Origin of the sequence: Bradyrhizobium sp. USDA 4538 (assembly GCF_024171045.1) — a bacterium.
In the GTDB taxonomy this organism is placed as follows: domain Bacteria; phylum Pseudomonadota; class Alphaproteobacteria; order Rhizobiales; family Xanthobacteraceae; genus Bradyrhizobium; species Bradyrhizobium australafricanum.
In genome coordinates this window covers 8,309,803-8,328,294 of sequence record NZ_JALJZE010000001.1, presented here as the reverse complement: position 1 = coordinate 8,328,294, position 18,492 = coordinate 8,309,803, and the positions used below count along the sequence as shown (strand labels likewise).

Annotated in this window: 24 protein-coding genes; 12 read left to right on the top strand and 12 right to left on the bottom strand. The window is 65.0% G+C overall.

Features of this window, described 5'->3' with window-relative positions:
- Window positions 1-70 precede the first annotated feature (70 nt).
- Entirely contained in the window at window positions 71-859 is a 789-nt protein-coding gene (locus J2R78_RS38440) for a cobalamin-binding protein (protein WP_253608889.1), read from the bottom strand.
- A 149-nt stretch (window positions 860-1,008) separates the two neighbouring features.
- Here J2R78_RS38440 and J2R78_RS38435 point away from each other — a divergent pair, with 149 nt between their 5' ends.
- The gene (locus J2R78_RS38435) at window positions 1,009-1,407 is read left to right on the top strand and encodes a PaaI family thioesterase (RefSeq protein WP_253608888.1); all 399 of its coding nucleotides are present in this window, start codon (window positions 1,009-1,011) and stop codon (window positions 1,405-1,407) included.
- 140 nt (window positions 1,408-1,547) lie between these two features.
- Entirely contained in the window at window positions 1,548-2,171 is a 624-nt protein-coding gene (locus tag J2R78_RS38430; protein WP_253608887.1) for a GNAT family N-acetyltransferase, read from the top strand.
- A 136-nt stretch (window positions 2,172-2,307) separates the two neighbouring features.
- Here J2R78_RS38430 and J2R78_RS38425 read toward each other — a convergent pair whose 3' ends face one another.
- From J2R78_RS38425 to J2R78_RS38415, 3 genes are all read right to left on the bottom strand, one after another.
- Complete coding sequence (locus tag J2R78_RS38425) at window positions 2,308-2,616, bottom strand: hypothetical protein (protein ID WP_016843036.1); 309 nt, start codon at window positions 2,614-2,616, stop codon at window positions 2,308-2,310.
- A gap of 89 nt (window positions 2,617-2,705) precedes the next feature.
- Window positions 2,706-3,005: a putative quinol monooxygenase gene (locus J2R78_RS38420; protein WP_253608886.1), complete on the bottom strand. Its 300-nt coding sequence runs from the start codon at window positions 3,003-3,005 to the stop codon at window positions 2,706-2,708.
- A gap of 107 nt (window positions 3,006-3,112) precedes the next feature.
- Window positions 3,113-3,796 (bottom strand): DUF2161 domain-containing phosphodiesterase, encoded by a 684-nt coding sequence (locus J2R78_RS38415; RefSeq protein ID WP_253608885.1) that lies wholly within the window; start codon window positions 3,794-3,796, stop codon window positions 3,113-3,115.
- 134 nt (window positions 3,797-3,930) lie between these two features.
- On the opposite strand from J2R78_RS38415, the gene J2R78_RS38410 reads away from it, so the two are divergent.
- On the top strand, window positions 3,931-4,275 hold the full coding sequence (locus J2R78_RS38410) for a GrlR family regulatory protein (protein WP_035634127.1): 345 nt from the start codon (window positions 3,931-3,933) through the stop codon (window positions 4,273-4,275).
- On the opposite strand, the gene fabG is transcribed toward J2R78_RS38410, so the two are convergent.
- Complete coding sequence (gene fabG / locus J2R78_RS38405; RefSeq protein WP_253608884.1) at window positions 4,272-4,952, bottom strand: 3-oxoacyl-ACP reductase FabG; 681 nt, start codon at window positions 4,950-4,952, stop codon at window positions 4,272-4,274. The genes J2R78_RS38410 and fabG overlap by 4 nt on opposite strands.
- Window positions 4,953-5,077: 125 nt before the next feature.
- On the opposite strand from fabG, the gene J2R78_RS38400 reads away from it, so the two are divergent.
- Together J2R78_RS38400 and J2R78_RS38395 are read left to right on the top strand one after the other, a co-directional pair.
- Window positions 5,078-5,767, top strand: coding sequence for a GDSL-type esterase/lipase family protein (locus J2R78_RS38400; RefSeq protein ID WP_253608883.1), 690 nt, complete (start codon window positions 5,078-5,080; stop codon window positions 5,765-5,767).
- A gap of 134 nt (window positions 5,768-5,901) precedes the next feature.
- Complete coding sequence (locus J2R78_RS38395) at window positions 5,902-6,108, top strand: hypothetical protein (protein ID WP_035634033.1); 207 nt, start codon at window positions 5,902-5,904, stop codon at window positions 6,106-6,108.
- Window positions 6,109-6,180: 72 nt separating this feature from the next.
- Here the strand turns inward: J2R78_RS38395 and J2R78_RS38390 are convergent, their stop codons facing one another.
- Window positions 6,181-6,924, bottom strand: a complete 744-nt coding sequence (locus tag J2R78_RS38390) for a tyrosine-protein phosphatase (RefSeq protein WP_253608882.1) — start codon at window positions 6,922-6,924, stop codon at window positions 6,181-6,183.
- 85 nt (window positions 6,925-7,009) lie between these two features.
- On the opposite strand from J2R78_RS38390, the gene J2R78_RS38385 reads away from it, so the two are divergent.
- Complete coding sequence (locus tag J2R78_RS38385; RefSeq protein WP_253608881.1) at window positions 7,010-7,321, top strand: MliC family protein; 312 nt, start codon at window positions 7,010-7,012, stop codon at window positions 7,319-7,321.
- A gap of 90 nt (window positions 7,322-7,411) precedes the next feature.
- On the opposite strand, the gene J2R78_RS38380 is transcribed toward J2R78_RS38385, so the two are convergent.
- Window positions 7,412-7,624, bottom strand: coding sequence for a DUF2735 domain-containing protein (locus J2R78_RS38380; RefSeq protein WP_051002896.1), 213 nt, complete (start codon window positions 7,622-7,624; stop codon window positions 7,412-7,414).
- 539 nt (window positions 7,625-8,163) lie between these two features.
- On the opposite strand from J2R78_RS38380, the gene J2R78_RS38375 reads away from it, so the two are divergent.
- The 5 genes from J2R78_RS38375 to J2R78_RS38355 all read left to right on the top strand — a co-directional run bounded on the left by J2R78_RS38375 (window position 8,164) and on the right by J2R78_RS38355 (window position 11,845).
- Complete coding sequence (locus tag J2R78_RS38375) at window positions 8,164-9,198, top strand: glutamine synthetase beta-grasp domain-containing protein (protein WP_024581543.1); 1,035 nt, start codon at window positions 8,164-8,166, stop codon at window positions 9,196-9,198.
- Between the two features lie 183 nt (window positions 9,199-9,381).
- The gene (locus tag J2R78_RS38370; RefSeq protein WP_057020062.1) at window positions 9,382-10,086 is read left to right on the top strand and encodes a hypothetical protein; all 705 of its coding nucleotides are present in this window, start codon (window positions 9,382-9,384) and stop codon (window positions 10,084-10,086) included.
- 5 nt (window positions 10,087-10,091) lie between these two features.
- Window positions 10,092-10,778 carry a substrate-binding domain-containing protein gene (locus tag J2R78_RS38365; RefSeq protein WP_225163023.1) on the top strand — a complete coding sequence of 229 codons (687 nt, stop codon included), beginning with the start codon at window positions 10,092-10,094 and terminating at the stop codon, window positions 10,776-10,778.
- Window positions 10,779-10,810: 32 nt separating this feature from the next.
- Window positions 10,811-11,632, top strand: a complete 822-nt coding sequence (locus J2R78_RS38360) for a tetratricopeptide repeat protein (RefSeq protein WP_253608880.1) — start codon at window positions 10,811-10,813, stop codon at window positions 11,630-11,632.
- 63 nt (window positions 11,633-11,695) lie between these two features.
- Window positions 11,696-11,845: a hypothetical protein gene (locus J2R78_RS38355; protein ID WP_092086355.1), complete on the top strand. Its 150-nt coding sequence runs from the start codon at window positions 11,696-11,698 to the stop codon at window positions 11,843-11,845.
- 16 nt (window positions 11,846-11,861) lie between these two features.
- Here the strand turns inward: J2R78_RS38355 and J2R78_RS38350 are convergent, their stop codons facing one another.
- From J2R78_RS38350 to J2R78_RS38335, 4 genes are all read right to left on the bottom strand, one after another.
- Window positions 11,862-12,479 (bottom strand): Isoquinoline 1-oxidoreductase subunit, encoded by a 618-nt coding sequence (locus J2R78_RS38350; RefSeq protein ID WP_253608879.1) that lies wholly within the window; start codon window positions 12,477-12,479, stop codon window positions 11,862-11,864.
- Between the two features lie 10 nt (window positions 12,480-12,489).
- On the bottom strand, window positions 12,490-13,014 hold the full coding sequence (locus tag J2R78_RS38345) for a (2Fe-2S)-binding protein (protein WP_253608878.1): 525 nt from the start codon (window positions 13,012-13,014) through the stop codon (window positions 12,490-12,492).
- On the bottom strand, window positions 13,011-15,785 hold the full coding sequence (locus J2R78_RS38340) for a xanthine dehydrogenase family protein molybdopterin-binding subunit (RefSeq protein ID WP_253610022.1): 2,775 nt from the start codon (window positions 15,783-15,785) through the stop codon (window positions 13,011-13,013). Before J2R78_RS38340 ends, J2R78_RS38345 begins: the two co-directional genes overlap by 4 nt.
- A gap of 145 nt (window positions 15,786-15,930) precedes the next feature.
- The gene (locus J2R78_RS38335) at window positions 15,931-17,022 is read right to left on the bottom strand and encodes a hypothetical protein (RefSeq protein ID WP_253608877.1); all 1,092 of its coding nucleotides are present in this window, start codon (window positions 17,020-17,022) and stop codon (window positions 15,931-15,933) included.
- A gap of 288 nt (window positions 17,023-17,310) precedes the next feature.
- Between J2R78_RS38335 and J2R78_RS38330 the strand changes: the two genes are divergently transcribed.
- Entirely contained in the window at window positions 17,311-18,015 is a 705-nt protein-coding gene (locus tag J2R78_RS38330; protein ID WP_057019933.1) for a GrlR family regulatory protein, read from the top strand.
- A 10-nt stretch (window positions 18,016-18,025) separates the two neighbouring features.
- Here J2R78_RS38330 and J2R78_RS38325 read toward each other — a convergent pair whose 3' ends face one another.
- Window positions 18,026-18,469, bottom strand: coding sequence for a DMT family transporter (locus J2R78_RS38325; protein WP_016843015.1), 444 nt, complete (start codon window positions 18,467-18,469; stop codon window positions 18,026-18,028).
- Between the last annotated feature and the right edge of the window lie 23 nt (window positions 18,470-18,492).

Sequence of the window (18,492 nt, the reverse complement as noted above, 5' to 3'; positions counted from 1 at the left end):
AAGCAATCCATTTCTCGGCAAGCGGTGACATGGATTGCTTCGCTTCGCTCGCAATGACGATGGCGAGAGCTTAAGGGGGCTCCGGCCACAACGCCTTCACGATCGCATCGAGCCCATCCGTCAGCGCGGCAGGCCCGGGCTGCAGAATGATCGGCGACTTGATCTCGACGATGCGGTCGTTGCGCACCGCCGGGATTTCGCTCCAGCCCTCACGCTTGCGGATGCGGTCGGGCACGACCTTCTTGCCGCACCAGGACGCCAGGATCACGTCGGGCATCGCCGCGCGCACCGCGTCAGGCGTGACGATGCGATCCTTGGCCGCCTTGTGAACGCGCAAATGCGGCAGCGCGTCCTCGCCGCCGGCGATCTCGGTCAGTTCGGACACCCAGCCGATGCCGCTGATCAGCGGATCGTCCCATTCCTCGAAATAGACCTTTGGCCGCGGTGCCGGACGCGGCGTTGCCGCGATCGTCGCCAGCCGTTGTTCGAGGTTTTGCGCGAGCCGATCGGCGCGGTCGGCGGCACCGACCATTGCGCCCAGACTGCGGATCATCGCGAGGATGCCGGCGACGTCGCGCTGGTTGAAGACGTGGACGGCGACGCCGGCGCGCACGAGATCGGCGACGATGTCGGCCTGCAGATCGGAGAAGGCGAGCACCAGATCGGGGTCGAGCGCCAGGATCTTTGGCATGTCGGCGGAGATGAACGCCGACACGCGCGGCTTCTCCCGGCGGACCTGCGGTGGCCGCACCGCGTAGCCGGAGACGCCCACGATGCGGTCCTGCTCGCCGAGCAGATAGAGCGTCTCGACCGTCTCTTCGGTCAGGCAGACGATCCGGCGGGGAGGGAAGTCGCGCATGGCAGGCGGTATGCAGGCTCGGAGGCACATTGTCACTCATGTCATGACGTCATTCGCGCCATTACCTCAGACGTCATTGCCGGGCCCGCTCTGGCAATCCATCATGCCCGATATCAACCTCGAAGAAGGCCACAAAGCAGGGAGTGCCCATGACGCCGCTCGAAAAGATCCAGTCGATGAAGATGCCGTTTGCGGAACTGAAGGGCGTTACGTTCATCGAGGCCGATCAGGACCGGGTGGTCGCGAAAATGGTGGTGCGGCCGGACCTCTGCACCCTCCGCAACACGATCCATGGCGGCGCGGTAATGGCCTTTGCGGACTCGGTCGGCGCCGCCGCGACCGTGATCAACCTGCCCGGGGACGCCAAGGGCACCACGACGCTGGAGAGCAAGACCAACTTCATCGGCGGCGCCAAGGAGGGGACGACCGTGATTGCGACCGCAACACCGGTTCACCGCGGGCGACGGACCCAGGTGTGGCAGACCAGGCTGGAGACCGAAGACGGCAAGCTGGTCGCGGTGGTGACCCAGACACAGCTGGTACTATGATGGGGCGATAATGTGATTTTCCAATCACCACATGCCTTAATTGAATGAATCTCGGTACTTGAATTTTATGGTGCGTCGCACAATATAGGTATTGCTAGGGACTCGACGCCTCCTCGAGGGCTACCAAGAGGAGTTATGAAATGAACTATGATTCCATTTGTTCGACGGCCGCCAAGGGCACCGTGCGGACGTTGAGCCAGCAGGAAGAGCTTCCGCTGCTGCGCGATCACCTGCTGCGGCTGGATCGCACCAGCCGTCATGATCGTTTTCATGGCTTCATCGACGACAGTTTCATCCGCCGCTACGCCGAGCGCTGCGCCAATGACGGCACGGTCATCATCGCCTATTTCGAGGACGGCGTGGTCCGCGGCGCGGCCGAGTTGCATCCGCCGGAGCAGTCACCGGATGCCCAGCCCGAGATCGCTTTCAGCGTCGAGCGGTCGGCGCGGCGGAAGGGCGTCGGCAGCACCCTGTTCCGCAAGCTGATCGCCGAGGCGCACGCCAAGGGCTACGGCAGCCTGCGCATCACCACTGGCGCACAGAACGATGCGATGCGGGCGCTCGCTACCAAGTTCGGTGCCCAGCTGACCTTCCGTCATGGCGAGTCGACCGGCAGCATCGACCTGAGCGAGCGGCAGCAGCCCGAAGCGGCGCCGGCTGTCGCCGCGGTGACGCCGGTCGAGGCTGCGCACGCGATCGTCGAAATGAACCGCGCGTATTGGCGCATGGTGATGCAGATCTCCGGCTGGGGCCGGGCGGCCTGAATCGGCAGCGTTTCCAAGCGAAGTGGATACCGGTTCGCGTGAAGGACACGCGCCCAACAAGAATCTCGGATCAAACGAAAAAGGGCAATCCACTCAATGGATTGCCCTCTTTCTTTCAGCAATTGGATGGTGCGTCTCAGGTGCCGGTGCGCTTGTCGGTCGCAAAGCGGCGGACCACGCGGCGCTCGACTACCACGGAGCGCTGCGCGCCCTGTTCGCCGGCGATGACGCGGGTTGCTGTGCCGGTGCGGGCACTGACGCGCGCGGTCTTCTTCACCTCGGCGAGCACGTCGTCATAGGGCAGTCCCATCAGGGCCGACGCGATCTCGGCCTGGGCCTCCACGTCATCGGTGATGCCGATGGCAGCGAAGATTGCTTCTTCCAGCGTCGGCGGATCATGCCGCACGCGCCGGGTGCCATACTTGGTGTTCCAGTCTCCGCTCATCGCCGCCTCATCATTGAATCGCGAGAGATACGTAAGGTCCCCAATGTTGCATTGCAATATGAATGTGAGATGGCAATCCAGCCATGCAGCTAGAGTCTCTCAATCTTGTGAGCGTCATAAAGTTCGATGGTGGTCGCCGCGGCCGCGAGAGATTGCAGCGAGCGGACGAAATCGCGCGACGCAGGGACCGCAAAATGCGCCGCCAGCGCGGCGCGGTCGGCCCATTGCTCGAAGAACACCAGTCTAAGCGGATTCTCGCAGTCGACATGGACCGCGTGGGAGATACAGCCGGGCTCGGTGCGTGAGCGATGAACATGTTCAAGGCTCAGCCGCCGCACCTCGTTGAACGAGTCGGGGCGGGCGGTGACGCTGCCGGTGACGACGATCATGATTTCCCCCTCCAATGCGCGATGAAGCCAAGTCATCATCGCGCTTTAGGTTCTTGTTTGAGCATGATCTTTTCGGAAAACCGCTTCGCACTTTTCCGGATCATGCTCTACGGGGCGGCTTCTGCCCCGGATGCACTCGTCTGTTGCTGCGGCCAACGCTTCAGCGCGGCGCGACCGGCATCGGTCAGCACATAGATGCCGCGCTCGGCGCGATCGAACCAGCCATAGACATTATGCAGCAGGATCTTGCCGGCGTCGGGAATATCCGCGCGAAGGTCGCGCACCCGCCGCGGCCCATCCGAAAGCGCACAGGCGCAGGCCAGCGCCTGCTGCCGGTAGGCGGTCATGATCGGCGCCCGCGTCGATCCGCCCATTGCGGGATCGCCCTTGCGCTTCTGGTGCTCGGTGATCAGCCGCGAACGTTTCTTCGGATTGCGGCGGGGCGCGGCGGTCGGCGGCGGCACCAGCACCTCGACGTCGCCGCGATCGGTGACGCCGAGCATGCCGAAGCCGAGCCGCCGGCACAGATTGCGATAGCGCGCGTCGCTCTCGCGGCCCTTGCCGCGGGCCGACACCTTGGCCGCGATCCACACCTCGTCAGCGGCGCCGGCGCGATCGACCGCCTGCAGGATCAGTTCGAGATTGAAGGCGAGCTTGAGTTCGCCGATCACGACGACCGGTGGATCATCGCCGCTCAGCGCTACGAGATCGCAGCCGCCGATCTCGCCCTTCACCGTGAAGCCGAGCTTTTCCAGGAAGCGTTTGACGGGCAGATAAAGCGCGGTTTCCAACAGGCAGGCTCCTGCGGCATCGGCCGCGACTCGGTGCGCCAGCATAGCGCGGAATTGGGCCCGCCGAGGGCGGATGGAATTTGCGCAAGGCACGGCTGAACGGCTATTGTCGGAACCGGGACCAGGCGCAGCTCATGATCCGGAACGGGCTCTATCACATCACCGTCGAATTTCTCGACGGCGTCTCTGGCGGCAACCAGGGCGTCATGGTGCTGCGCGACGGACAGATGCGCGGCGGCGACTCGTTTTTCTTTGCCTACGGCAGTTACACCGCAGCCGATGGCAAGTGGAAGGGCGAGGTCACCAACGAGGAGCATTCGCCGACCTATGGCGAGCGCCCGGTGTGGGAACGCAAGGTGGTCACGATCGGATTTACCGGCACCTATACCGATCAGACCGCCGAAGGTGACGGCATGGCGCTCGCCGGCAAGCAGAGCATCCGCTTCAGGTCGAAACTGCGGCTGCTGGTTGCGGATTAAACCCGCCCGTTCACCGGCAGGAGCGCGCCGGTGACGGCGCTCGCGGCATCGCTGGCGAGGAACAAGATCACGTCGGCGAGCTCTTTCGGCGTCACCCATTTGGAGATGTCGGCCTTCGGCATCGCAGCGCGATTGGCGGCGGTGTTGATGATCGAGGGCAACACCGCGTTGACCGTGACCTTGCCCTTCAGTTCCGCAGCGAGCGACTCGGTAAGGCGGTGCACGCCGGCCTTCGAGGCGGCGTAGGGACCCATGCCGGAGGCCGCCTGCAGGGCACCGAGCGCGCCGATATTGATGATCCGTCCGGCGCCCGACTTGGTGAGATGCGGGATGGCGGCGCGCGAGGTGTTGAGCGCCGTCATCACGTTCATCGCGTACATGCGCTGCCAGGTCGCCGGATCGCCGTCGCCGACCGCCTCGAAGGTAAAGCCGCCGGCGATGTTGATCAGCCCGTCAAGCCGGCCGAAATGCGCGGCCGCCTTGTCGATCGCGGCCGTCGCCTGCGCAGTGTCGGTGAGGTCGACACCGCCCAGCTCGATATGGTCGGCCGTCGCCGCAAGCGTTGACGCGGCATGATCGATGCCGGCGACGCGCGCGCCGCGCGCCAGCGCCTCTGTGGCGACCACTTTGCCAAGCGCGCCAAGGGCGCCCGTGATGACGATGGCTTTTCCGTGCATGGCGGTCTCCGCATTCGCGAGCAAACGAATGCCCACTATGATCAGGCGGAATTCATTTGCAATGCCGCCAATTTCGCCGCCTACTGCGCGCATTCATCAATTCATTCACCTCAAGGATGTTTGCTATGCCGACACCCAGACCGTGCGAAACCCATCCCGATCTCGTCAGGTTCGGACATAAGCTGCCGCACTTCGCGGATGCGCTGCGGCATCAGCGCAAGATCAAGCTGGTGGCGCTTGGATCGTCCTCGACCGCGGGCGCCGACAACATCCTGCCGTTTCCGCCGCGGCTCGAGATGCTGCTGCGGCAACGCTTCTTCGGCCGGATGATCGACGTGATCAATCGCGGGATCGGCGGGCAGGAGGCGCCGGAGGAATATTCGCGCATCGAGTCCGACGTGACGGCTGAGGCGCCGGTGCTGGTGATCTGGCAGGTCGGCACCAACGCCGTCTACAAGGGCTACAATCCGGCCGAGGTGCGCGCGACGCTGGAGGCCGGGCTCGACGTGCTCACAGCGCTTCCGCTTGACGTCGTCGTGATGGATTCCCAGTACACGCAGGCGATCGTCGGCACTGAAGCTGCGCTCAATCTCGCCAACGTGATCATGCCGATGATCGCCGAAGTGACCGCAAGCAAGAAGGTGAATCTGTTCAGCCGCTTCGCGCTGATGAAGCGCTGGACCGATGACGGGATTCCACTCGCCGAGCTCGACGATGGCGGGCAGCTTCATACCAGCGAATGGGCGACCAATTGCGTAACCCAGTCGCTGTTCGGCGCGATCGACGACGCCTTGAAGCCGGAGGCGATCACGTAAGCCCAACGACGTCGGCCCGACTACGTAAGACTACGGGGTAGGGCCGGTTGGATAAAATTTGCAGCAGTTCTGTAAGTCGTTTGCAGAACCCTTTCCTTAGAAGCGGAACTCCAGCCAAGGTAGGGGTTATGCGAATGGGAAATCTTCCGGATCACGGTTTACCGCTGGTTCAGCTTAAGGAGCAGCGGCGCGATCTCGTGGTGGCGCTGCAAAACCGCAAGGGACCAGTGGGCAGCTGGGAATTGATGCAGATCGCCGCGATCCAGCAGGCAATCTCGGCGTTCGAGGATGTGATTGCCGACCTCGATGCGGAGCTCGAGCTCGAGGCCGCAGCGGCCTGAGCTTTTTTAGTTCAGCCGCGTTTCCTTCACGCGAACCGGTGTGCACGTCGCTCGAAAAGTCGGGCGAACTGATCAGGCCTGCAGATAGCGGCCTTCGAGCGCCTTGCGCTCGGCTTGGCCGAGCCCGAGGCCGTCGCGGAAATAACCGTCGAGGCCGCCATAGTCGGCATCGATCGCCTCGAATGCAGCCTCCAGAAACGCCGCGCGCACGGTGCCGAGCACCTGCTTGACGTCGTCAGGCAGCTCGGTGCTGTGGGCCGGGTCGCGCTTGTAGAACTGGTTGGTCAGGAGATAGTCGTCCGCGATCACCTGATCGGACACGCCGAGCGCGTGCAGGATCAGCGCACAGGCAAAGCCGGTGCGGTCCTTGCCGGCGGTGCAGTGGATCACCAGCGGCGCCCGGTCTTCCAATAGATGGGCAAACAGCGTGCGGTAACGCGCCGTGTTGTCCTGCACATAGCCCCGGTAGGAGTCCCGCATCACGTCGATCGCATCGGCTTCCGAGAGCTGACGGTTGCTGGCGATCTCGCGCAGCGAAGCCACCACGGTCGGCTCGACGGGAAGCGAATGCACGGTGACGTCGCTCATGCCGCATAGCGCCTCGGCGCGCTCGGCGACGCCGCGAAAATCGAACGCGCTTCTGACCCCGAGCGAGCGCACCACGGCGACGTCCTGCTCGGTAAGATGCGCAAGATGGTTGGAGCGGAAGATCTGGCGCCAGCGCACCGTCCGCCCGTCGCGCGTCTGGTAGCCGCCGAGGTCGCGAAAATTGCTGGCGCCGGCGAGATTGAGATGACGGGCAGGGGCTTCGGACATCGGGCGGGCCTGTTGCAGCTGATGAGGTCTTGGCGCAGGAATAGCGGCGCAGACAGGTCTATAACCGGCCCGTTGGGGGGAGAATATGACTTATCGCGGGGGCGCCATTGTCATCGGCGCAATTCTTTTCGAGCTCTTTGGTTCCTCGAACGTGTCGGCGCAGTCCGCCTTCCGGAATTATCGCTGCGCTGACGGCACGCAATTCATTGCCGGGTTCTTCAACGGGGATACGCGCGCGCATCTGCAACTCGACGGCAAGGCGGTGACGCTGAAGAAGCGCCTGTCGCTGACTGGCACGCGCTACAAGGGCGGCGGGGTCACGCTCGAGATCAGCCGGGCCGGGCTTGCCAGGCTCCGGCATGCGAGGCGGCCGGCGACAGCCTGCGAGCCGGCATGAAAAAAGGGCCGAAACGCTCGCGTTCCGACCCTTGTTATTGTTCTGCTGCTGTCTGACGTTTTTGCGTCGCGCCCCTCGATCGCATCGGCATCAGTGATCGCGGCCCGGCTTGGCGTCGTCGATGGCCGCCTGATGGTACCAGCTCTCGCTGCAGGCCGAGGTCTCGACTTCAGCGGCGAGTTCGAGCGCGGTCCGCGTCTCGCCGTAGCGGCGTCCGCCAAGAGCCGCGCGGCCTCCTGCCGGGAATTGATAGATTGTTGCCGATCCCTGGATCGGTCCTTGGTTTTGGCCCGTGGTGATCATGTCAAAGTCTCCTTTGGCCGGAGCGAGCCTCCATGGTGCGCCCGACTCATTCGCGTGTGGTTACCGTGTTTTCGATATCGGCCCGGGCTCGGCGGGGTGCAAGTGAACAAGAAATAGTCATTGTTTGATCAATTCGTGGGCAGATTCGGGTTTGCTTCCTGTGAGGCAGGATGCAGCTGACCAACGCTTGAGCCGCGGCGGTGGTTGCAGGGCGCCCGACCGTTGGACACGAACTGTCACATGGCGCTGCCGCCGTAATAAGCGGCAGGCGATGCCGTAGCCGAATTTGCTGCAGAAACGGGCGGTGGAGAGCGTTGAGAGAAGATTTTGACTGACCGCGGCGCATGCCAGCCGCGCTGCTATGTCGCAGAAAAAAATGTGATCTCCGCTGTGGACATCCGCGGCCGGGCGGGCGCCGCAGTGCAGCAACTGGCATTTTAATTGCTTAGTAAGAGCCGGCCGATGGTGGCCGGGTACGCGTGCGGCGGCCGACTGGCTTTCGGTTCCTCACGGTTTTGCATCATCAACAGAGAGGTTCAATGACCAAGTACAAGCTCGAGTATATCTGGCTCGACGGATATACGCCGACGCCGAGCCTGCGCGGTAAGACGCAGATCAAGGAATTCGCGTCGTTCCCGACCCTCGAACAGCTTCCGCTGTGGGGCTTTGACGGTTCGTCCACCCAGCAGGCTGAAGGCCACAGCTCTGACTGCGTGCTGAAGCCGGTCGCCTGCTATCCCGACGCCGCGCGCGAGAACGGCGTGCTGGTGATGTGCGAAGTCATGATGCCCGACGGCAAGACGCCGCATGTCTCGAACAAGCGCGCCACCGTTCTGGATGACGAAGGCGCCTGGTTCGGCTTCGAGCAGGAATACTTCTTCTACAAGGACGGCCGTCCGCTCGGCTTTCCGGAAGAGGGTTATCCGGCGCCGCAGGGCCCGTACTACACCGGCGTCGGCTACAAGAACGTCGGCAGCGTCGCCCGCAAGATCGTCGAAGAGCATCTCAATCTCTGCCTCGCCGCCGGCATCAACCACGAAGGCATCAACGCCGAAGTGGCGAAGGGCCAGTGGGAATTCCAGATCTTCGGCAAGGGCTCCAAGACCGCCGCTGACCAGATGTGGATGGCCCGCTACCTGATGCTGCGCCTCACCGAGAGTTACGGCATCGATATCGAATTCCATTGCAAGCCGCTCGGCGACACCGACTGGAACGGCTCGGGCATGCACGCCAACTTCTCGACCAAGTACATGCGCGAAGTCGGCGGCAAGGAGTACTTCGAGAGCCTGATGAAGGCCTTCGACAAGAACCTGATGGATCACATCGCCGTCTACGGCCCGGACAACGACAAGCGCCTGACCGGCAAGCACGAGACCGCGCCCTGGAACAAGTTCAGCTACGGCGTGGCTGACCGTGGTGCCTCGATCCGCGTTCCGCACTCCTTCGTCAACAACGGCTACAAGGGCTATCTGGAAGACCGTCGCCCGAACTCGCAAGGCGACCCCTACCAGATCGCTTCGCAGATCCTGAAGACGATCTCCGAGGTTCCGACCGGCGCCAAGGCTGCGGCCTAAGCTGCTATCGGACCCGGATGGAGCCATCCGGTACCGCAAATCGGGTCCGCCAGGGCGACAGCCTTGGCGGACCTTCGCTATTTAGCGATACCCTTTGCAGGCGGCGTTCCGCCGAAACCGGTTTCGCTGCGTTATGAACCGCGCTAGATAACGGGTGCATCTTGGCTGCCGGGGATGCGGCGCTTGTTTGAGGGGTTTTACAAGGTCCGGTTCGAACTCGGCGGCGCCGTCGGCCGCGGCGTGATGTATGTCGGCGATGGCAAGATGCTGGGCGGCAATTCGGCGTTCGCCCATATCGGCACCTACGAGAAAGCCGGCGACGAGGTCGCAGTCGAGATCCAGACCGTCCGCCATAACCCCGATCCGAACTACCGCGCGATGGCCGGTACCGATGACGCCACGCTGATTGCCAAAGGCCGGCCGGACGGCGACCTCTACCGCTTCAAGGGCGAACTGAAGGAGTTGCCCGGCGTGCCGTTCCAGTCGGTGATGACGCCGATCACCGAGGGGGACATCCCGCTCGCCGGCGGGGTCGGCGAGGGCGGCGTCATCAACGGGCTCTATTCGATCCACATCCGCGTGCTCGACGGGGTCGACGGCGGCCTCACCGGCGTGATGCTGCTGAACAACGGCCGCATCCTTGGCGGCGACGCCTTCTTCTACTATCTCGGCACCTACACTTCCGAGAAAGGCCGCTGGAAGGGCCAGATCCTCAATCAGGAGCACACTTCGGCGATGGGCGAGAACCCGATCTTTGGCGGCCATGAGGTCGGCATCGGCTTTGCCGGCACCTGCGACGCCGAGGGCGCCGTGCTGGAGGCGACCGCGCTTGCCGGCAAGCGCAGCCTGCGCCTCACGGCCGCGCTCAAGCTGATGCGGCGGGCATAGGCCATATGAGCAATTCGGTTCGTGTTCTTTCGACACTGGCGTTGAAGGGCGCGGTCGCGCGGCTTGCCGCCGCCTATCAGGCGGCGAGCGGCGTTGCGATCGACGCCGATTTTGCGCCGACGCTGGCGCTGCTCAAACGCCTGCGCGGCGGCGAGGGCGCCGACCTCGTGATCCTGACCCGCGAAGGCCTCGATGAGATGATCGGCGAGGGCCGCGTTGCGCGGGAGAGCGCAGTGGATCTTGCGCGTTCCCATGTCGGCGTCGCGGTGAAGGCGGGGGCGGCGCATCCCGACATCGCAACTGAAGCCGCGCTGCGTGCGGCGCTGCTCGGTGCGCGGGCGGTGGCCTATTCGCGGCTCGGCGCCAGCGGCATCCTGTTCGCGCAGCTGATCGCGCGTCTCGGCATTGTGGCGGCGATCAACGCGCGGGCGGTGATCATTCCGAGCGGCTTCACCGCGGAAAAGCTCGTCAGCGGCGACGCCGATCTCGCAATCCAGCAGATCAGTGAGTTGAAGCAGATCGAGGGCATCGAGGTCGTCGGGCCGATTCCGCTGGATTTGCAGACCCCGGCGGTGTTTTCCGCCGGCCGCATGGCAGCCTCGCAGCGCGCAGCGGCCGCCGATCATCTGCTGCGCTATCTGTCGTCGGCTGATGTCGCGCCAGTGCTGCGCGAGACCGGGCTCGAGCCTTGAATTTGCCCGCACCGCGACGCAACCTGCTGGTCATGTTCAAACCACTTCACGCGATTGTCTTTGCTGCGGCGCTTGCCGCGCCCGTGTCTGCCCACGCGCAATCGGCCGACCTCGTGCTGTGCGACCGGCTTGCCGCCGATCCCACCGATCCCGACAAGCCGGCCGACGTGAAGGGCGTGCCCGACATCGCGTCGGCCGACATCGCGACCGCGATCAAGTACTGCGCGGTGGCCGCAAGATCGTCGCGCCGCGCGATGTACCAGCTCGGCCGGGCCTATGCCGCCAACCGGCAGACGGCGGAAGCCGCAAGCGCTTGGCGCAAGGCCGCCGACAAGGGCTCGACCTCGGCGATGGTCGAGCTCGGCGTGCTCTACGGCAACGGCACCGGCGTTGCCAAAGACGAGGCGCAGGCCCGCAAATTGTTCGAGCGCGCGGCGCAGGCCGGCAACGCGCGCGGCGTCAGCAATCTCGCCGCGCTCGGCGGCGGCGGCGCGGCAGCTGATCCGGCACGCGCGCGCGAATTGCTCGCCAAATCCGCCGAGACCAATGCCGAAGCGCAGTACCAGCTCGGCATGATGCTGGCCGAAGGCCAGGGCGGCGCGCAGGACGATGTCGGCGCGCGGGCGCTGTTCGAGAAGGCCGCTGCGCAGAACCATCCGGGCGCGCTGGAGCGGATGGGCGCCTTCGCGCAGGCCGGTCGCGGCGGGCCGAAGGACAGCGATGCCGCGAAAGCTTATTACGAGCGGGCGGCGGCGCTCGGCGACGAGGATGCCAAGAAGGCGCTGGAGCGGGCCCGCTGTCCCTATGTCATCAAGGACAAGCGCGGCAATGCCGTGACCAATCTCTGCTTCTAACCGAACTGGAACGCTCTCCGCGGCATGTCGTTGACATGCGAAAGGCATTGGCGAGGCGTTGCGATGATCCGCAAACTAAGTTCCGGCGAGTACCGGCTCTATTCCCGCAAGGTCAATCCGAAGACCGGCAAGCGCCGCAATCTCGGCACCTTCAAGTCGCGCGCGGCGGCGGAGAAGCACGAGCGCGACGTGCAGTATTTCAAGCGCCACTAGTTCGGAGTTGCGCGACTTAAGGCACTGGGCAGGCCGCGCCGGTCTTCACCCAGGCCTCGACCAGCGCGCCGGCCTGCGCCTGCGTGCCCGGTGCCGGTGCGCGGCCGAAGCCGGGATGCCAGGCCCAGCCCACCAGCGTGTCCTTGCCGATATGCTCGACCAGCTCCTCGACCTTGCGGCCGCCATTGCGCGCGGGGTCGCGGATTTGCGCGCAAATCTCGCCGACGGTCTTGCCGGCCCATGCCATCTCGCGCGGCGCAAGGTGCCATTCCGGGTGTCCCGGCACCCGACCGGGGTCGAAATTGGCGTGCTGGTGACAGATCGAGCAGCGCATGGCGTCCTTGCCGTGGCCGTCCGCACCGCGCGTCACCGGCGGCTGATGCATGCGGCTGATGTCGCCCTGCCGCGGGCTGTCGCCGGCGGGATGGCAATTGGTGCAGCGCGGATGCGTCAACACCTTGCCGAGCTCGGTGAAGATCGCCGCCGAGCGCTGCTCGACATTCTCGATGCCGGCAAAGCTTTCCGGCGAGGCGAGGGCGTGGCTCGCGCTTTCCGACGCCGCGTAGCCTGCGCACAGGCTGGTCGCGAGCGCCGTCAGCACCGCAACGATCCGAAACCACGTTTCCGATGGCATTCTTGCGCGCTCACTTGCTGGCGGTCAGATAGCGTTTGGAATCGGCGAGGATCACGTCGCGCACCGCCTGGTGATACTTGATGTAGCCGGTGCAACGGCACAGATGGCCGTCGAGCGCATCCGCAATGACGCTCTCGAGCTGGTCCCGCGCCACCGGCGCCTTCGCCAGCCGTTCGAGCAGCACCTGGCCTTCGTTGAGGAAACCGGCCGTGCAATAGCCGCACTGGAACGCGAAGTGGTCGATGAAGGCGCGCTGCAACGCCGAGAGTTCGCCGTCCCTGGCGTGGCCCTCGACGGTGCGGATCGCCTTGCCGTCGAAATTGGCCGCCGGCACCACGCAGGTCGGGGTGGTGTAGCTCGTGCCGTCGGGATTATCGATGATAACGGCACAGCTCAAGCATTGCGCGGCGCCGCAGCCGAACTTGGTGCCGGTCATCCCGAGCATTTCCCGAAGGAAATCGTTCATCGAGAGGTCGTCGCGGACCTCGATCGGGCCGTGCTTCTGGCCGTTGATGGTAAGGTTGAGCGTCGTCACGCCAGCGCTCCCTTGAGCAGGCTTGTTGTCACCGGCAGTGAGCGGAAGCGGTGGCCGGTGGCATCGTTGATGGCGTTGAGCAGCGCCGGCACGATCGGGATCATCACCACCTCGGCCATGCCCTTCGGCGGCTCGTCCGGCGTCAGCGGCGGCAGCATCTCGATCTCGAGATCGTGCAGCGGCAGGTCGGAGCCGCGCGCGATCAGGTACTGGCCGAGATTCCACTGCCCGTTGCCGGGCCCGCCTTCGAACGGCGGCAGGGTTTCCAGCAACGCGTAGCCGACGCCCATCGCGAACCCGCCATGCGACTGGCCGAGCACCACTTCGGGGACCAGCGCCTGGCCGCATTCGAACACGCTGTAGGCCCTGGCGATGCGCAAGATGCCAGTCGCGCGCTCGATCTCGATGCGGACCAGCGTGCCGCACATCGAGGTGTAGGCGGTGCCGATCCGGTTGTTGTCGGTCGGCGGGAATTTCACGCTTGTTCGGTCGATCCGCTCGAACTGGCTTCGGCCGCGACGAACAGCGAGCGCGTCGATCTCGGCGCGGTACTGCTCGCCGAACAGCGGGAAGCGGGCGCGCGACCAGGCCCAGCGCGAGAAGCTGTGCGCGATGGCGCCGGTGACGAAGCCGCGCGCATGCGCGGTCGCGGCAAGCTTTGGCAAGGGTAGCGGCGCGAGATCGTCGAGCACCAGCTGGCCATCCTTCCAGTGCGCCTTGTCCCATTGGCGGGTGCGGGGATCGGCCTTGGCGATGTGCCAGAGCTCGAGCGCCGCCGGCCACAGGCCGAAGCGGAAGATGACGCGGGCCGCCTCGGCCGACGAGTGCGTGCCGACATGGGCGCCGATCGACGCGCTGGTTGCCGAGCTGATCGCCGGCACCCAGCGCGGGTTCTTCTCGGCGAGATCCTGGGTCTTCTGATCCATCGTGTAGGGATCGCCCGAGTTGACGAGCCCGAGCGCGTCGTAGCTGTCGACGCGGGAGACCGCGACCTCGTCGGCGACGGCGCCGAGATGGCTCGCGACCCGGTTGGCGAGCGCGGTGCCGACGCCGTTGCCCATCTCGACGTGGTCGCAGTGGATCGCGATCCGTCCTTCGGCATCGATCTCGACCCGGCCGAGCGAGCAATCCGCGCCCGAGCCGTAATCCTTGGTGACGCAGGCGACGCCGGTGCCGACCAGCCGCCCCTCCGGCGCCTTCTGCTTGAAGTCAGCACGCTGCCGCCAGATCGGATGCTTCTCGAGCTTGTCGAGGATGTCTGATGTGCGCACCGACACGATGTAGGGATTGCCGGTCATGGTCCGGCCGTTCTGCTTCAGCGCATTGTTGCGCCGGAATGCGATCGGATCGACCTTGAGCTCGCTCGCCGCCTCGTCGATCAGGACTTCGAGCGCGGTCATGGTCTGCAGCGTGCCGTAGCCGCGCATCGAGCCTGCGGTGACGCCGCGCGAATGCAGCGCCACGGTGGTGACGTCGACTTTCGGGATGTCGTAGATACCGATCGCAGCCGTCGCGGCAACGACCGCGACATTGGCGGAGAAGTTGGCGAGCCCGCCGCCGTCGAGCACATGGTCGGCGGCGAATGCCGTGATCTTGCCGCTCGCGTGATCGATGCCGATCCGCGAGCGCATCTTGATCGGGTGGCGTTTGATGCCGCCCTGGAATTGCTGGTAGCGGTCCTGCGCCAGCCGCACCGGACGGCCCGGAAAGAACATCGCCGCCAGCGCCACGTAAAGCACGAACGGGGTATGGTCGCGGCCGCCGAAGCCGCCGCCGACATGGGCGAACTGCGCGTTGATGTGCGAGGGCCGGAACGGCGGGCGAGCCTTGCCGAGCATGAAGGCGATCGACTCGGTCGCCTCATAGGGCGACTGCACGCCGAGCACCAGTTCGAGATTGCCGCTGTTGTCGCTGTACCAGGCGAGCCCGCTCTCCGGCTCGAGGAACATCGGATCGACCGACTGGGTCTCGAACTCGCGGTCGAGCACGAGCTGTGTCGGATCGTCCTTGGCGAGTTGGGCGCGGATCGCTTCGCCATGGGTTGCGGCCTTGGCGTAGTCGGCCTTGGTCTCCTTGGCGAGCGGCAGCCAGACCGGCAGCGCCGCGTTCTGGATGCGGCTCGGCGAAACCCAACCGGCCTGGATCGGCGAATAGACGTCGGGCGCGTCAGGCGAGGCGCCCGCCACGCGCGTGAAGCGATACGCGCCGTAGTTCGGCAGGATGACCGGCCCGGTCTCGTCGCCGAATTTGACGAAGCCGCCGTCGCGCAGCGCGAGGCGCGCGCGGTCGAAGGCGTCGAACTGCTCGAAGATCAACAGCGCGACCGGTTGTCCGAGATAGAGCGGCGTCTTGCCGACCGGGCAGAACAGGTCGCCGGTGTAGAACTCCGGGACCCGCGTGCCGATCCGGTCGAGATCGGCAGCGGTTACGATAACCGACGGCTTTGCCGGACCATCGAGACGGGCGAGGTCCATGCCGGCATAGACATGCGTCGCGTCATCGGCGCGGACCAGGATGGCGTGCGCGGTGGTCGCGGGCCAGCCCGCCATGTCGGCGGCGCGGAAGTCGGACGCGTAGAGTTTTGCGCCGGTGACCTTGGCGACGCCGTCGACACGGCCGGCGCCCTTTTCCGCCGGGTTGAAATGGCCGCGGCCGGGCAGCGTCTCGCGGGTCGCGAAAGCCGGTTCCTTCGCCAGCGCCAGATGCGACAGGCTGACCGAGATGCCGCCTGCCGACAACCACTTCACGAAATCGCGTCGCGAAGGCCGCATGGTCTGATCTTTCATCGACACCTCGACGACGGCATATCGCGCCGGGGTTTAACAATTGGTGCAATACACGCGAAAGTATTGCGGCAAAGCGAGCGCAACCGCAACGCCGCAATAGGTCGTAGCTGCCTCACTTGTAGCTTTGGGCTCACTTCAGGTCGGCGATGGTGGCCGGTCCCGGACCTGGCGTGATCAGCGTCGGCCACTGCTTGGAACCGAACGGCACCAGCGGCGGCAGGAAGGCGGTCATGCCGCGCTTCTTGGTCTCGGCGATGATCGCCTCGCGCGCGTCGCCCCCCATCAGCTCATAGTCCATCAGGTGATAGCTGCCGAAGAACAGCGCGCCGACCGAGCGGTCCGCGATGATCCGGGTCAGCGACTCCAGCATGTCCGACGGCGTCGTGGTGAAGGAGATCGTCTCGATCAGCATCAGGCGGCTGTTGATGGCGTCAGGCCCGAAGAACTGCGCCAGCACGCTGAAGATCACGTTGTTCTGCCGCGCTACATAGATCGTGTTGCTCGCGCCGTAGGTCTTGTCCCAGTCGGCGCCGAGCTGGGATTTCCAGTCGGCCATGACCGTCATCCAGTGCGCGACCTGGGTCTGCGCGGCCCAGGCGACGTTCTTGGCGAGCAGCGGCGCCTGCTTCTTGCCGAACGCCTCGAGCGTCGCGAAGGGGATCGCGCCGGCGGTGAGGCATTCATCCATGAAGGCGATGTTGTTCTTGAGGATGGCACGGTTGTTGTCGCGCCAGTCCGCCTGCATCGGCGTGGCATCGAGCCCGTCGAGCGCCGACTGCATCCGGCTGCGATAGGCCTGCATCGACCCGCGCCATGCCTTGTCGTCGGGATTGTTGACATAGGGGCCGACCACTTCGGCCAGCGCCATCGTGCTGTGGCCGACCGATTTGAGCAGCTGATAGACGATCGGCACCTGCGGCGCCTCGGTAGGCGGCTTGCCTGGCCGGTACAGGATCAGGCGGCCGCCGGCGCCGGAGAACAGGCCGAGGATCACAGGGTGTTTGTCGAGGATGTTCTTCTGGAAAATCCGCGCCGCATCGCCATAGAGCTCGAACATGCCGGTGTTGAGCGCGAGCACGTCCTTGGTCGCGACGTCGGCCGGCGTTGATGAGGTCTTACCGGAGATCGGTCCCATATAGTCGGGCAGCGACTGCGCCAGGGCTGTGCCACCGCTGCCGAGCAGCAGCGCCAGCGCGGCGGCCAGGCCAAGGCGATTGATCATGTGATGCTCCTCGAAGCCTCGCCTGTGTCGAGGCCGGGTGCGGCCGCGCGACCATTGGCGGAATGCGCAAATGCTTGGACACAATGAACTGGGAGAGTAGAGAACCGGCAGACCGGATCCCGCGTGACGCAGCACGACGCGGGCGGTGCCTACAGCTAAGCGACGAATCGGCCGCTGTCCACACCCGGACATCGCGGGTTTGCCTGCGCCAAAAGACGCAATGGTGCGGCGTTCGGCCCGGTGCTATGTGGCGAACAGAATCAATTTTATTTTTTTTGGATTTTTTGCGTGCTCAACGGACTTTACAAGGTCGAGTACGGCATCAACGGCGCATTCGGCCGCAGCATCATGTGCATGCATGACGGCAGGATGCTGGGCGGCAATTCGGCCTTTGCCCATCTCGGCACCTATCAGGTGACGGAAGGCGAGATCGCCGCCGAGGTGATCACCGAGCGCCACAATGACGATCCGAACTTCAAGCCGCTGATGGGCGCCGACGTCACCGTCATCAAGGTGCGCGGCAGGAGCGAGGGGTCCACCATCCTGCTCGAGGGCAAGGCTGACGCCATGCCGGACGGCGTGTTCTGGGCGAATTTGGCGCCGCTCGACGACGAGGCCTTGCCGCCGCGCGGGGCGGTCGGTCCCGGCGGCATCGTCAACGGACTGTACTCGATCCATCTGCGCGCGCTCGACGGTGTCGATGCCGGGCTCACCGGGGTCATGCTGCTGATGGACGGCCGCATCCTCGGCGGCGATGCGTTCTTCTACTATCTCGGTTCGTATTCGTCGGCCGATGGCCGCTGGCGAGGCGAGATCGTCAACCAGGAGCATACGCCGGCGAAGGGCGAGTACCCGGTGTTCGGCGGTTATGAAGTCGGCATCGGTTTTGCCGGTTCGTGCCGTGCGGACGGTGCCGAGCTCGAAGGCATCGCGCTGGCCGGCAAGCGCAGCCTTCGCCTGTCCGCCGAATTGCGCCTGATGCGCCGCGCCTGACGAGAGCCCGTCAATCCTTGATCAGAAGCACGCCGCCGATGATCAGCGCGATGCCGGCCAGCCGTGAAACCGACACCGGGTGCTGCGCCAGCCCGAACAAGCCGAAATGGTCCATCGCGATGCCCGCGAGCATTTGACCCGCAACCACCAGTGCCAGCAGGGTCGCGGCGCCGAGTGGCGGCAGCAGCAGGATCATCAGCAGGATAAAGATGCCGCCGAGGACGCCGCCGCTCCAGGCCCACCACGGCACCGCCGTCACCAGCTTCCAGGACGGCACCGGCTCGCGCGTCGCGACCAGCACGACCGCCATCGTCACGAGCCCGCCGAGATAGCTGACGAGCCCGGCCCAGGCCGGCGAGTTGAGGGCTGACCTGAGATTGCCGTTCAGGACCTGCTGAACGGCGACGCAGATGCCGGCGCCGAGCGCGAGCAGATAGAGAAACCAGACTTGCATAAGATGCCCCAAAACCGATCGTC